The following is a 14,090-nucleotide window of genomic DNA, read 5'->3' as shown; positions in this document are numbered from 1 at the left end:
ATGTAAACATTCACAATGACTTAGCTTATTAAATATGAAAAATATTCTTATTATTCTTTCGATAACAACCTTACTTGGTTGTTCTACAGAACAAGCAACGAAAGAAACGAAAGTAACTTATCAACCTGAACTTATTGCCAATGCACAATCGCCAGTCGATTATGTTTGGCCATGGCTTGATAGTGCAAATTCACGTTGGTTTTATTTTAACAGCGCTTCACGACCTTTTGGTATGGTGAATTTAAGTCCTGATACAGAAGTAGAAGGTGCATGGGGCAGTGGTTATCGGTATAACACCTTAGAAATTAAAGGGTTTAATCATGTACATGCTTGGCAACTATCAGCATTATCAGTGATGCCCGTGAGTTCAGATAAATCACTATCTACGATTGAAAATGACTATTTCTCTGCTTTTTCTCATGACAATGAAATAGTTAAACCCGGTTATCATAAAGTAACACTAGACCGATATGGGATTGATGTTGAATTAACCTCGACAAAACGCGTAGGTTTTCATCGATATCAATTTGAGCAATCAACAAATCGAAAAGTTATATTAGATCTTGCCGGTAAATTTGGCCCTACAGACGTCAGTTTTGGCGATTTTAAACAAATTAATAACCGTACTTTTTCTGGTTTTATTATCAATGAACCAACCATGAGAAGACCAAGATCAACTCCCGTTTACTTTTACATTGAACTTGACCAAGCAATCGCGAGTATCGAGCAATCTGAAGGTGCGGTGTTATTGAACTTACCTGACAACGAAAAATCAGTACAAATGAAAGTGGCAATTTCATATGTTGATGAACAAGGGGCAAAAAATAATCTAACCCATGAACTAGCTCATTGGAATTTCGACCAGGTTGTTAGTGACTCAAAAAATGAGTGGAACGACTGGCTAAGTAAAATTCAAGTTACGACTAATAATCAACAAGATAAAGTTCGTTTTTATACTGACTTATTTCATGCCTTGCAAGGTCGTCGTACGATTTCAGATGTTGATGGTCGCTATTCAGATCAAACTTCAGATAAGCGTGTAGTAAAAACAATTCCGTTAGATCAACATGATCAACCTAAATTTAATCATCATAATTCAGACTCTTTTTGGGGAGCACAGTGGACAATACAGACACTTTGGCCACTAGCTTACCCGAAAGTGGCTTCTGATTTTGGCCATTCGATGTTAATGATGTATCAGGACGGTGGTTTTATTCCTCGAGGACCTTCTGGCGGCAATTATACCCATGTAATGACAGGAGCTTCATCAACACCATTTTTCGTCAGTAACTATATGAAAGGCTTAAGAGATGTTGATATTGAACTTGCCTACCAAGGATTGAAGAAAAACCATATGCCAGGTGGAACCATGGGACGAGCAGGGTATGAACATAACTCAGTTTATTCTGGTGGTTTAGCGTATTACCTTGAGAATGGTTACGTTCCTTACCCCTTACCTAAAAAGAATAAAGCCCTTCATCAAGATGGTGCCGGACAAACGTTAGAATATGCATATCAAGACTGGACTTTAGCGCAATTAGCCGCGGCTTTAGGCAAAGACGAAGATCGCGATTATTTTACATTACGAAGTCAAAATTATCGTCATGTTTTCGACACTGAAACTGGATATATGCGACCTAAAGACCGTAACGGAAATTGGTTAAAAAACTTTGATCCATTTGAATATCGTCATGGTTTTGTTGAATCAAATGCCTCACAGATGACTTGGTTTGTACCACACGATATAGCAGGGTTAGCTGAGCTTATGGGGGGTAAGGAAAAGGCCATCACAAAATTAAACCAAGCGTTCGAAATCGCCAGTTTGCAGGGATTTACCTCGAGCAAGTCACATGACAAAGAAACTGATGAAATAGGTAAACGTGTGCCTATTAATTATGGCAATCAACCATCTATTCAAACCGCATTTATTTTTAATGAATTAGGGGCGCCTCATCTAACACAAAAATGGTCAAGAGAAGTAATTAAAGCCGTTTATAGTGAAGTATCAGAAAAGTCGGGTTTTAATGGTGATGAAGATCAAGGGTTGATGGGCTCGTTATCGGTGTTGATGAAAATTGGTTTATTTCAAGTAGACGGTGGTACAAGTGAACGACCTAAGTATCAAATAGGCAGTCCAATCTTTGACAAAGTAACCATTAGCTTAGATGAAAACTATTACTCGGGCAAAACGTTTACCATTGAAACACGTAACAACAGTAAAGATAACGTTTATATTCAAACGATTACCCTCAATGATAAACCACTGAATCGTCACTTTTTATACCATGATGAGATCGTTAAAGGTGGTCACCTGGTATTAGATATGTCTGCTACTCCACAGTGATAGCTCAGAAAAAGTTGAGGTAAAAACAGCCTGTAATTATCAGGCTGTTTTTTTAGTTAACCAACTTTTGTGATGTAAGCGATCACAGGTTAATTTCAAAGATATTGACAATAAAACAGCTAATCATTCACTCATTAAGTCATTAAAGTTCATGACTAGCGTGATGTTTTAATAAGCTTATCAATCAACTGCAGGTAATTTATGTATCAATTCAAAATTAATTCACCTGTTTTGCCAATATTTGCTTTCGGTATGACCAATTTTTTGGTATAAAATTGGTAGGGTCAATTTTCTTTAAAACACAAAATTTATTTTGTATAAAAATTAGGATAAAAATAATGAAGAAACTCATTGGGGTATTGACGTTGTGTTTAACAACGGTAATAAGTGGTTGTTCGCACAGTGAAATAAAAGAGTCTAGTGATTGGCAAAGCCTGTTTGATGGTAAAACACTTAATGGCTGGAAACAAATTAATGGCAGTGCGACTTATGAAGTGATTGACGGCGCCATTGTTGGGACATCGGTTAAAAATTCTAGAAATAGCTTTTTGGTGACAGAAGCCACTTATAGTGACTTTATTATGGAATTTGAAGCCAAAGTTGATAGTCCGTTAAATTCTGGTGTGCAATTTCGCAGTTTAAGTAAAGCAGACCACATGAATGGTCGTGTTCATGGTTACCAACTAGAAATTGACCCAAGTAAACGTGCCTGGACAGGTGGTATTTATGATGAAGCGCGTTTAGGTTGGATTTATCCGTTATCTACAAATCCTAAGGGCCGTGCTGCTTATCAAGCAGATCAATGGAATAAATTTCGTATAGAAGCAATCGGCGATAGTATTCGAACTTATGTGAATGGTGTTCCTACCGCTAACTTAATTGACAACACAACGGCAGCCGGTTTTTTCGGTTTACAAGTGCATGATATTGGCAATGATATGTCAAAACTTGGTAAAAAAGTACGTTGGAAAAACTTGCGTATTAAAACAACGAATCTAGAACAAGATCGTTGGGACAGTGCTAACAGTATCGATGAAATCAACTATATTCCAAATATGTTAACTAAACGCCAAAAAGCAGATGGTTGGAAATTATTATGGGATGGTAAAACGACAAAAGGTTGGAAAGGCGCGAAAATTGATACTTTCCCCACTAAAGGATGGGAGATAAATGACGGCGTGCTAAGTGTTTTATCTTCTGGTGGTGGAGAAGCTAGAAATGGCGGCGATATTATTACCTTGGAAGAGTTTAGCGATTTTGAACTAGAAGTAGATTTTAAAATTACTAAAGGGGCTAACTCAGGCATTAAATACTTTGTTGATCCTAACTTGTTAAAAGGAAAAGGCTCAGCAATCGGTTTAGAATTTCAAATTTTAGATGACGTGAATCATAAAGATGCTAAAAAAGGTACTGCAGGCAATCGTACCATTGGTTCTCTTTATGACCTGATCACCGCGGGTAACCTAACAGAGCCTGAACGTGATAAGAAACGCTTCAATGGCATTGGTAATTGGAACCGTGCTCGTATTGTTGTTAAAAGTGGTGATGTCCAACATTGGTTAAACGGCGTACAAACGGTTGAATACAATCGTCATAGCCAAATTTTTGGTGCGTTAGTCGCTTACAGTAAATATGCTAAATGGCCAAATTTTGGACGTTGGGAAAAAGGCCCTATTTTATTACAAGACCATGGTGATTTGGTACATTTTAGAACGATAAAAATTAAGCCAACTTCTGAAGTTAAGGGGAAATAACATGACTATGACACGTAGAAAATTCCTAGAAACCAGTGCCGTAGCCGCAGGAGTAGCCGTTGCAAGCGCCGCGACTTTTTCAGCAAGTAGTTATGCGCGTATCTTAGGTGCCAATGACAGAGTTAATATGGGTTTTATGGGCGTAAGAAGCCGAGGTGAAGCTTTACTTGGTTCATTTATCAATGCCGGTAATATTAATATCACTAATATTTGTGATGTTGATAGCCGTGTGATCACAAAATCATCGGCGTTAATCAAAGCCGCTGGTTTTAATACGCCGAAAGCGACAGATGATGTTCGTGTAATGCTTGAAGATAAAAACATGGATGCTATTTGTATTGCCGCGCCTGATCATTGGCATGCTCCGGCAGGTGTCATGGCTTTACAAGCTGGCAAACATGTTTATGTTGAAAAACCTTTAAGCCATAATCCACACGAAGGCGAGATTTTTATTGAAGCTCAACAAAAGTATGGAAAAATCGTTCAAATGGGTAATCAGCAACGTTCTTCAGAAGAAACAGCTGAGCTTATTAAATATATTCGTGATGGTAAATTAGGTCACTGTTATCGTGCCGAAACTTGGTATGGTAATAACCGTGGTTCTATCGGTAATGGTAAAGTTGTTACTGCACCTGATTGGTTAAACTGGGATTTATGGCAAGGACCTGCGCCACGTACTGAATTTAAAGATAATTACGTACACTATAATTGGCATTGGTTCTGGAATTGGGGCACAGGTGAACTTTGTAATAATGCCGCTCACGAACTTGATATTGCGCGATGGGCATTAGATGTTGAGTTCCCAGAACAAGTTTCTGTAACGGGTGGCCGTCATTTTTATACGGATGATGATTGGGAAATGTATGATTCAATTGAAGCACGTTATGACTTTAAAGGCGGAAAATCAATCGAATGGACAGGCAATAGTTGTAATAAAGTTCTACGTTATGGCCGAGGACGTGGGATCTTAATTTTTGGCACCAAAGGTCATGTGATTGTTGACCGTGGTGGTTATGAAATTTATGACATCAACGACAAGTTGATCAAAGAACGTAAAGTGCCTAACCGTGCAGTGAATACATCAGACCTTAAAGGCGGCGGTATGTTAACTGACATACATACGGCAAACTTCCTTGATAACATTCGCGGTACTGCCGCACACCAATCTTCACCGATTAAAGAAGGGCATACCAGTACAATGTTATGTCACTTAGGTAATATTGCTTATCGAACGGGTGAAACATTAGAATGTGACGCAGTTAAAGGCAAAGTAAAAGGTGCTAAAGCGAATGCGCTTTGGGGACGTGATTTCCAAAGTGGCTGGGATATGAAAGCTTAATTAGCTTTTAATATTCGTTAGCCTATTATGTAAAAGCCGAGTTAATTTAACACTCGGCTTTTTTGTTCTTACAACGTTAAGTCTTTGAGATTAATATGATTACTCTTATAAAACAGCTGGTATCAACAAAACCATTATTGTTACTTATGTTAGCCCTAGTCAGTCCAACCAATTATGCGCACAAGGTAACAGTTAATATTAAACCCGTTGAATTACGTTGCGAATTACTTAAAGGTTATTGGGTTAAAAATATCCGCGATGCTTTGCCAGAATTTTCTTGGGAGATTGCCAGTGAAGGTGGCATGATTGAACAACAAGCCTATCAATTACAAGTATGGCCATTGACGGCTAAAAAACCACAATTGTTATGGGATTCAGAAAAACAAGTTTCCAATCAATCGTTCGCTGTTTCATTTCAAGGTCAGCCTTTAAAACCGAATATTGATTATCAATGGCGAGTAAAAGTGTGGGGAAAACTAGCCAATAACACTATCATTGAAAGTGACTGGTCAGGGCCGCAAACAATTTCTATGGCTCAAGAGTTAGACAATAATGCCAGTTATCATGATCTTATTACCAGTGACGTGTCACCTAAATATATTAAAAAAATGCCATCGGGGCGTTATTTGATTGATTTTGGAAAAGTGTCTTTTGGTTATCTTGAACTTGCCATAACGAGCAACAAATCAGGGCGTGCTAAAGTGTTTTTTGGTGAACGAGGCAGTGACCTAGGTATTATGCGCGACTTAGCTAAAAAATCCAGTGTTCGATTTTACACTGTGCCTTTAAATATAAACGCTAAATCAGATGTTTATCGAGTACAGCCACCTAAAAACAAACTAAATACTAAATCAAATAAAGCGATAGCTATTCCGGGTCGTTTTGGCCGCATAGCGCCGTTTAGGTATATTGAAATTGAAGCGAAAGGCTTAACATTAAGTGATATCAGCGCCATACAAATTGCCGTGCATTATCCCTTTAATGATTATGCGTCGTTTTTTCATTCCAGTGATGAAACCTTAAATGCTATTTGGGCATTGTCGAAATACAGTATGAAAGCTACAAGCTTTGCCGGAGTGTATGTCGATGGAGATAGAGAACGAATCCCCTATGAAGCCGATGCCTATATAAATCAGTTATCACATTACTTAGTAGATGATGAATATTCTATAGCTCGTCACTCGCATGAATATTTATTAACAAATCCAACTTGGCCTACCGAATGGAAACAACATTCTATTATGATGGCATGGACAGACTGGATGTATACTGGTGATCTTGAATCAATTCGTGAGCATTATGATACATTAGTAGATAAAAAATCTTTTATAAACCGAGTAAATTCAAGGGGATTATTAGAATCTTTCCCTAGCCAAAAGCCATCAAAAAACAGAGACATTGTTGATTGGCCGCCGAGTGAAAGAGACAATTTTGATTTTCAGAAAATCAATACAGTGGTTAATGCTTTTCATTATTTAAATCTTAAACAATTAGCTGAAATGGCTAATGCCATTGGTAAAAATGAAGATGGGGTGGATTTTCAGCAACGGGCAGAAAAACTTTATAACGCCTTTAATGAGCAATTGTTTAACGAAAACACTGATTTATACGTGGATGGTGAAGGTTCAAGTCATAGCTCAGCGCATGGGAATATTTTACCTTTAGCGGTAGGTTTAGTACCACTTGATAAGCGTCAAAAGATCTTTGATTTTTTGAAAAGCAAGAAAATGGCGGTAAGCGTTTATTTTGCTCAATATTTATTAGAAGCGCTTTATCTACACAAACAAACTGATGAAGCGTTAAATTTATTAACATCAAAAGGAAAGCGTAGTTGGTTTAACATGTTAAGAGTAGGTTCAACTATCACCTTAGAGGCTTGGGATGATGAATTTAAACCTAATCAAGACTGGAATCATGCGTGGGGTGCTGTACCCGGTAATATTGTTGGTCGATATATCTTAGGCATTAAACCTATCAAACCAGGTTTCAAACAGTTTGTCATTGCGCCTCAGCTCGGGAGTTTAACGTTTGTCGAAGGTAAAGTACCGAGTATTGTTGGTGATATTTGGCTGAGAGCCGAACAAATTATTGATAAGCAACTAAGCCTAACTGTTGAAATTCCTAACAATAGTGCGGCTAAGATCATACTACCGAATGCACAATCACTTAAAGCTGTAACAATGGATAAAAAATTAGTGGCGTTTGACCCGTTAACAGGGCTTGTAACGAATGACTTGTTTCACTCGGGCACTTATAAAATTGTCGCTCAATATCAATAAATATAAATTTAGTTGAACGAGTAAACCAGTAAAATCTAAATCAAAAAGCCACGATTAATTAAGGTTAATCGTGGCTTTTTATTCGTTATTTGTTGTTGATTTGTCTCGCGTTTAGTTATCTAGTCCATAGTTGTTTTACAAACCAAATACGCTCGGTAACCATTCACTGATAGCAGGAACACCAGCTACTAATGCAAGTACCGCGATCATGGCTGCATACATAGGAATTACAGGTTTCACTATTTGCTGAATAGAATTTTTTGCAATGCCACAGGCGACAAATAATACACTGCCCACCGGTGGTGTGCATAATCCTATACATAAATTTAAAATCATCATAATGCCAAACTGTAATGGTGATATACCGATACTTTCAGCAATAGGTAAGAAAATAGGTGTAAAAATTAATACCGCAGGCGTAATGTCCATGAACGTACCAACTAATAACAAAATGATGTTGATCATTAATAAAATCATTAGAGGGTTATCAGAAAGCGATAAAATAAGTGCTGATAAATCTTGTGGAATATCGGTATAACTTAAAATCCAAGACATGGCACTTGATGCTGCAATTAACAACATTACTACCGCAGTAGTTTCAGCGGATTTTATCAAAATACTCATCAGTTGATTTACTTTCACTTCACGATAAATGCCTACCGAGAGTAACAACGAATAGAGCACGGCTATCACACCAGCTTCTGTTGCGGTAAAAACTCCAGTTAGAATACCACCAATGACAATAAAGATTAAAAAGAGTGCTGGCAGGGCGTCAAAACCTGTTCGGATGATATTACCAATAGAAGATCTTTCGCCAATAGGATAATTATTTATTTTTGCGTAAATGGCACAAACAATCATTAAAGATAAAGCAACAAGTAAACCAGGGATATAACCGGCAATAAATAAAGAAGCGATTGATACACCACCACTGGCTAAGCTATAAACTATAAGAATGTTACTTGGTGGGATCAGTAATCCTGTTGTCGACGCTGTAGCGCTAACGGCAGCACTAAAGGCTGAATCATAGCCTTCTTTTTTCATTGCTGGGATCATAAAACCACCAATAGCACTTGTTGCCGCCACAGCAGAGCCTGAAATAGCACCAAAGAGTGTACTAGAGATGATATTTACTAACGCTAAGCCGCCAGGCAAACTTCCTAATAATGATTTGGCAAATTCTATCAAGCGCTTAGCGATACCGCCTTGGCCCATTAATATGCCGGATAAAATGAAAAAAGGGATCGCTAATAATGCAAAGCCATTAATTCCGCCCGCCATACGCTGCGCCATAGTTGTCATGGATGGAATAGAATCGATTGATACTAACATGGTTGCTAAAGTGGCTAGAGCAATACTGATTGAGATAGGCACATTGGTAAATAACAAAACTATAAAAGTAATGATTAAAATAAAAATTGAAATATCCAAGGTATTACTCTCCGGTTACGTTTGCTTGATGAGTTGGCGGTTTGTCAATATCTTGATACAAGTGTGCATCAAGTTCACCGGCTAAAGTTGCTCGTATAAAATCAAGCGCATATATAGTGATTAACACACCAGATATTGGAATGATCATATAAACATAACCAATTTTAACCCCTAACGAAGCGGAGAATTGGTTTAGGTTTAAGGTTAAAAGAACTAATTGAGAGCCGCCAAATATCATCACTGATATTGCAAATACAATCGCGGCAAGGTAAGAAAAAATAGCGAGCTTCTTTTGCATAGCGGGAGATTGCTTTTCCACCAAATAACTTAAGCCTAAATGTGAACGTGTGCGGTAAGCCCAAGCGGCACCTAGCAAGCCAATCCAAATTAATAAAAAGCGAGCTAACTCTTCCGTCCAACTACTGGGTGAATCAGTGGCAAAGCGAGTAAATATTTGCCAAGTTACGTCCAATACCATCAGGCCCATTAATATGGCTAACGTAAAGGATAACAGTGTGTCGATTGTTTTAATCATTATATAAACCATATTTGTGCCTTATTTGATATCAGCAATTTCTTGCATTAATGAATAAACGGGAGTGTCTTTATAACTATCATGCATGTCTTTTACTGCATCTTGGAATTTAGACTTGTCAGGTTTAATAATGGTGACACCCGCCGCTTCTACTGCTTTTAAGGCTTCATCAGAAGATTTTTTCCATAAAGTGCGTTGATAGGGCACCGATAAGCTGGCTGCCTGTTGTACCCAATTTTGTTGAGTGATAGTTAATTTGTTCCAAGTATGACCTGAAATAAGTAGCATATCTGGTACGCTAGTATGCATATCTAGGGTGTAAAATCTGGCCACGTCAAAATGTTTGGAAAGATAGAAGCTAGGCGGGTTGTTTTCTGCACCATCGACAACGCCTTGCTGCAATGCCGTATATAATTCGCCAAAAGAAATGGGCGTAGCTGCTCCGCCTAATGATTCCACCATACGTACCGACGTTTTACTTTTTTGTACTCGAATTTTTAAACCTTCAAGATCTTTCGGGGTATAAATAGGTTTGTCTCGAGTATAAAAGCTGCGTGCCCCTGAATCGTAATAAGCTAAACCGCGTAATTTTACTGATTCACCTTCAATCAATAGTGATTTGCCAATATCGCCATTTAACACGGTCCAAAAATGATCATGATCACGAAAAACATAGGGAATAGAAAATATCTTCATTTTTGGAACAAAGTTTTCCATCGGGCTGGCAGAAACTTTAGTTATATCGAGGGAACCAATTTGTAGAAGTTCGATGGTATCTCGCTCAGAGCCTAATTGACCGTTCGGATATATCTTAATATCCATAGTGCCATTAGAAAGCTCCTTCAAACGTTCATTCATAAAAATCATGCCTTGATGAACTGAATGACTCGTATCTAAATTATGAGCTAATTTTAGGGTGACATGTTTATCATCCGAACCACAACCTATTAAACTTAAGTTTAAAAGACTGATACCAACAATCCCCAGCAATGGTTTTAGTGTTAATTTCATTATCGATAGCTCCTCCAAAGAGCGGCTTGATATGACAGACCACTTTTTAATATTTATTATAATTGGCCTGTCCAGTTTTGAGACAATAACATTCAGTTATCTAATCATCAAGACGCTAAAGGGTTATTTTTAAATTTTCAATGATAAAAATACACGCATTTAACGCAAAGACATGGTTATAAAGGCAAAGATATTTTTATTATTATCTGTAAACTGGTCATTCCAATTGCTAGGTGGGTTATGGTACTATTATGTTAATAAATAGTTGCTTGCTTTTATAAAGTATATGATTAGCCTCATATTAATGACGTTTATTCTGTACTTTTTTGCTTAATATTTGATTGAAGAGATATCTATGGAATCAGTCCCTCAAAAGTTGCCTCGTTTATACCAACAGGTTGCTGAGAAGTTAGTTACGTTAATTGAATCTGGTGAATACACCATAGGTATGCGTTTACCTGCTGAAAGAGATTTAGCAGCAATGTTTAAAGTGAGCAGACCTACTATTCGAGAAGCGGTAATCGCATTAGAGCTCGAAAGTTATGTTGAAGTACGTATGGGATCGGGTGTTTATGTTATTGAACATTCAAAAGGTAAAAGTCGGTTTTCAGATAAAGATGTTGGCCCTTTTGAATTAACTGAAGCTCGTGCATTATTTGAAGGCGAAGCTGCAGCGCTTGCAGCAACAATGATCACTGAAGCTGAGCTTGAAGAATTAGCTGAAACTTTGGATGAAATGGCCTGTGAAAATAATGTTGATACTGAAACGCACGAAGCAGCAGATAAAAAGTTTCATATGATCATTGCTAGAGCTACTAACAATAGTGCTATTTCTTCCGTTATTGAAGAGCTTTGGGATGAACGTGAAAGTTCTGAGCTGACTCATCGAATGTATGAAAAAGTTCGCAATAGTGGCGTAAAACCTTCGGTTGAAGAGCATAGAGAAGTTTATGAAGCGTTAAAAGCTAGAGATCCGCAAGCGGCACGTGAATTAATGCGAGCTCATTTAATGCGTGTTATCGATAGTATCTTAGAAGCAACAGAAGTTGAAGCAGTTGAAGCCGCACGTCATCAAGTTACTAAAAATCGTGAGCGTTTTAGCAAAACTCGCACTATTTCATAATGTAAGAACATTAGCTTATAGCACTAACATTCTTGGTGAAGGACAGCGCTAGGTTCATCCTAGCTAAACTTGGAAAGCTATTAATCAGCGGCCAGAATTCGAAATAGGATTAGTCAATAAAGCAAAGCGGTTAATTGATGTAGGTTAATGGTTTTTATTTAGTGCTTAATGTTTACTGGTAATGTTTAGCAGTAAATAGCTAATGCATAGTGTTAAAGCTTTATTAGTCATCACGGCAAAAACAATCTCGAAAGTTCAACAGCCCCAACTCTTTATCCTCAAGTAAATAATTGGATGAGTTAAAAGCAGAGTTAGAACGCTTTTGCAATACTAACAGTATAGTCTGCGCCAACATTACTAAAACCAACCGCTTCTTCGTAAGAGTTATTTAATACGTTATTCGCGTTAGCTCTTAACGTGAGATCGTTATTGAAAGACCATACTGCTGATAAATCTAAACGATTAAAAGCTTCTACGTCAATCATGCCAGTGGGAATTGAACTGTCATAATAATTATCATTAAAGACCGCACGCGCATTGATTGACAATGATTCATTTACTTTAATATTCATCGATAGGGCACTTTTAAACAATGGCCTGCGACGAAGTTTCACTGCTTCATCAAACGTATTCATTTTGTTATAGGTTAAGTTGCCTGCTAAATCAAAGCGCTCATTCAATTGATAATTAAAGGAAAATTCAACACCTTTAGCTTGTACCTTAGCCCGGTTTATATTGATAAATGCGATGGGATCAAAATCAATTAAATTTTTGTAAGTCGTTTTATATAAACTAGTATTTGTTGTTAACGAATGAGCAAATAAATAATGCGTTAAACTCATTTCATAATTTTCACTTAATTCAGGTTTCAATGCTGCATTGCCAACAAAAGGGTGTCCAACGGCAAAAAAGCTCGGTAGTTTAAAGCCCTCACTGTATTGCATTGTCAATTTTGTCGCGCTTGAAATTTGGTAGTTTGCTATCATTCGATGGGTGTTTACTGTTAGTGTTTGAGCACTGTTTTCGTTATTTGCCTTATCTTGTCGAATACCTAGCATAAGGTTAAAGTTATCAAAGGCTTTATACGCAGCTTCGGCAAAAACTGAATTAATCGTTCTAGTTAACGTATAATCAGCAGGTACTGGCATACCAAAATCAATGACGCTATCCATACCACCATCTTCAGAAGCATAAGCAAAACCAAGAGCAATAGTCGTATCATGATTAGCGAGATAATTAGCCGTACTTGATATATCTACACGATTATAATCAGTCTTAGTATCAATGGCTGGCACGCCATCTATTACACCTGATGCAATGCCAGGGCTTGTGATGTTTTCTTCTCTTTCAGACCAAGCGCTGTTTATCGCAAAAGTTAAATTATTATTGATGTGTTGTTGTATATTGGCTGTTACATTGGTTTGTTGAAAATCACGTTCTTCAGGTGTTTTAATGATAGTTAATTTATCTCCGCCACTATCTTCTGGAAAATTTGCTGATTTACCATCACTATAAAAAGCACCTAACCGCCAGTTTGTGTTAGAAGACTGAGTTGATTTGATCGTACCAATATAAGATTGGCGATTAAATTTTTCACCAAAATGGCTGTTATCACCGTCTTGGAAAGAGCCTGACAAACTTAACTGTGCATAATCGGTAACGGGTGTTGCTAATTGAATAGCACCGCCATAAGCGTTATTACTGCCCGTTTTAAAGCTGATGCTGTTTTTTGCATCAGTAAAGCTTTTGGTTTTAATACTGATCACGCCCGATAATGAATCACTGCCAAAGACTGTTGAATAACTTCCGTAAAAAACTTCAATACTAGCGATCAAACTAGGATCTATCGTACTTAAATCAAATGCACCACCACGGCTATTCGTTGGATCATTAACCTTGACACCATCAATTAAAATAGTAACAAAGTTTGGATCGCCACCTCGTACAGATAAATAGGTGAGGTTGCCTTGTTCGAAAACATCGATGCCCGCGATACCTCTTAACGCATCGGAAATATTATTGGCGGCAATGGCAGCTATTTGTTTGGCATTAATATGTACTTTCGCTAATTGGCCTTGTTTTGTTCGAACAATTACATGTTTACCCGTAACCGTAATCACTTCTGTGGTTTGAGCGACTTTTTCAATATTATTGTTGGCATATAATGTCGGTGTTGCTAACACCATGATAAAGCCTATAAATTTAGGTGATGTGCGCGAAATGCGCACTGATTTTCTTTGATAGATAGTTGAATTCATTTGATCGTCTTTTAGA

9 protein-coding genes are annotated in these 14,090 nt (G+C 37.6%); 5 read left to right on the top strand and 4 right to left on the bottom strand.

Annotated elements, in window-relative coordinates; genetic code table 11:
* Nucleotides 1-34 precede the first annotated feature (34 nt).
* The 4 genes from Q4493_RS14425 to Q4493_RS14410 all read left to right on the top strand — a co-directional run bounded on the left by Q4493_RS14425 (nucleotide 35) and on the right by Q4493_RS14410 (nucleotide 7,716).
* The gene (locus tag Q4493_RS14425) at nucleotides 35-2,344 is read left to right on the top strand and encodes a GH92 family glycosyl hydrolase (protein ID WP_303453999.1); all 2,310 of its coding nucleotides are present in this window, start codon (nucleotides 35-37) and stop codon (nucleotides 2,342-2,344) included.
* Between the two features lie 338 nt (nucleotides 2,345-2,682).
* The gene (locus Q4493_RS14420) at nucleotides 2,683-4,098 is read left to right on the top strand and encodes a DUF1080 domain-containing protein (protein WP_303453996.1); all 1,416 of its coding nucleotides are present in this window, start codon (nucleotides 2,683-2,685) and stop codon (nucleotides 4,096-4,098) included.
* Between the two features lies 1 nt (nucleotide 4,099).
* The gene (locus Q4493_RS14415) at nucleotides 4,100-5,437 is read left to right on the top strand and encodes a Gfo/Idh/MocA family protein (RefSeq protein ID WP_303453993.1); all 1,338 of its coding nucleotides are present in this window, start codon (nucleotides 4,100-4,102) and stop codon (nucleotides 5,435-5,437) included.
* A gap of 95 nt (nucleotides 5,438-5,532) precedes the next feature.
* The gene (locus Q4493_RS14410) at nucleotides 5,533-7,716 is read left to right on the top strand and encodes an alpha-L-rhamnosidase C-terminal domain-containing protein (RefSeq protein WP_303453990.1); all 2,184 of its coding nucleotides are present in this window, start codon (nucleotides 5,533-5,535) and stop codon (nucleotides 7,714-7,716) included.
* Nucleotides 7,717-7,851: 135 nt separating this feature from the next.
* Here the strand turns inward: Q4493_RS14410 and Q4493_RS14405 are convergent, their stop codons facing one another.
* From Q4493_RS14405 to Q4493_RS14395, 3 genes are read right to left on the bottom strand one after another with little or no spacing between them, the layout of a single operon-like run.
* Nucleotides 7,852-9,147: a TRAP transporter large permease gene (locus Q4493_RS14405; RefSeq protein ID WP_303453988.1), complete on the bottom strand. Its 1,296-nt coding sequence runs from the start codon at nucleotides 9,145-9,147 to the stop codon at nucleotides 7,852-7,854.
* Between the two features lie 4 nt (nucleotides 9,148-9,151).
* Nucleotides 9,152-9,682 carry a TRAP transporter small permease gene (locus tag Q4493_RS14400; RefSeq protein ID WP_303453986.1) on the bottom strand — a complete coding sequence of 177 codons (531 nt, stop codon included), beginning with the start codon at nucleotides 9,680-9,682 and terminating at the stop codon, nucleotides 9,152-9,154.
* 21 nt (nucleotides 9,683-9,703) lie between these two features.
* On the bottom strand, nucleotides 9,704-10,693 hold the full coding sequence (locus tag Q4493_RS14395) for a TRAP transporter substrate-binding protein (protein ID WP_303453985.1): 990 nt from the start codon (nucleotides 10,691-10,693) through the stop codon (nucleotides 9,704-9,706).
* A 355-nt stretch (nucleotides 10,694-11,048) separates the two neighbouring features.
* On the opposite strand from Q4493_RS14395, the gene Q4493_RS14390 reads away from it, so the two are divergent.
* A complete protein-coding gene (locus Q4493_RS14390) occupies nucleotides 11,049-11,816 on the top strand; it encodes a FadR/GntR family transcriptional regulator (RefSeq protein ID WP_303453982.1) in 768 nt (255 codons plus the stop codon).
* Nucleotides 11,817-12,127: 311 nt separating this feature from the next.
* Here Q4493_RS14390 and Q4493_RS14385 read toward each other — a convergent pair whose 3' ends face one another.
* Nucleotides 12,128-14,074 (bottom strand): TonB-dependent siderophore receptor, encoded by a 1,947-nt coding sequence (locus Q4493_RS14385; protein WP_303453980.1) that lies wholly within the window; start codon nucleotides 14,072-14,074, stop codon nucleotides 12,128-12,130.
* Between the last annotated feature and the right edge of the window lie 16 nt (nucleotides 14,075-14,090).

Origin of the sequence: Colwellia sp. 1_MG-2023, assembly GCF_030546755.1 — a bacterium.
GTDB lineage: Bacteria > Pseudomonadota > Gammaproteobacteria > Enterobacterales > Alteromonadaceae > Thalassotalea_H.
This window is presented reverse-complemented; position numbering and strand designations above follow the sequence as displayed.

Bases quoted from the DNA above. Each gene is read 5' to 3' on its own strand.
- Q4493_RS14425 (WP_303453999.1), top strand. From the start codon at position 35: ATGAAAAATATTCTTATTATTCTTTCGATAACAACCTTACTTGGTTGT.
- Q4493_RS14420 (WP_303453996.1), top strand. From the start codon at position 2,683: ATGAAGAAACTCATTGGGGTATTGACGTTGTGTTTAACAACGGTAATA.
- Q4493_RS14415 (WP_303453993.1), top strand. From the start codon at position 4,100: ATGACTATGACACGTAGAAAATTCCTAGAAACCAGTGCCGTAGCCGCA.
- Q4493_RS14410 (WP_303453990.1), top strand. From the start codon at position 5,533: ATGATTACTCTTATAAAACAGCTGGTATCAACAAAACCATTATTGTTA.
- Q4493_RS14400 (WP_303453986.1), bottom strand. From the start codon at position 9,682: ATGATTAAAACAATCGACACACTGTTATCCTTTACGTTAGCCATATTA.
- Q4493_RS14395 (WP_303453985.1), bottom strand. From the start codon at position 10,693: ATGAAATTAACACTAAAACCATTGCTGGGGATTGTTGGTATCAGTCTT.
- Q4493_RS14390 (WP_303453982.1), top strand. From the start codon at position 11,049: ATGGAATCAGTCCCTCAAAAGTTGCCTCGTTTATACCAACAGGTTGCT.
- Q4493_RS14385 (WP_303453980.1), bottom strand. From the start codon at position 14,074: ATGAATTCAACTATCTATCAAAGAAAATCAGTGCGCATTTCGCGCACA.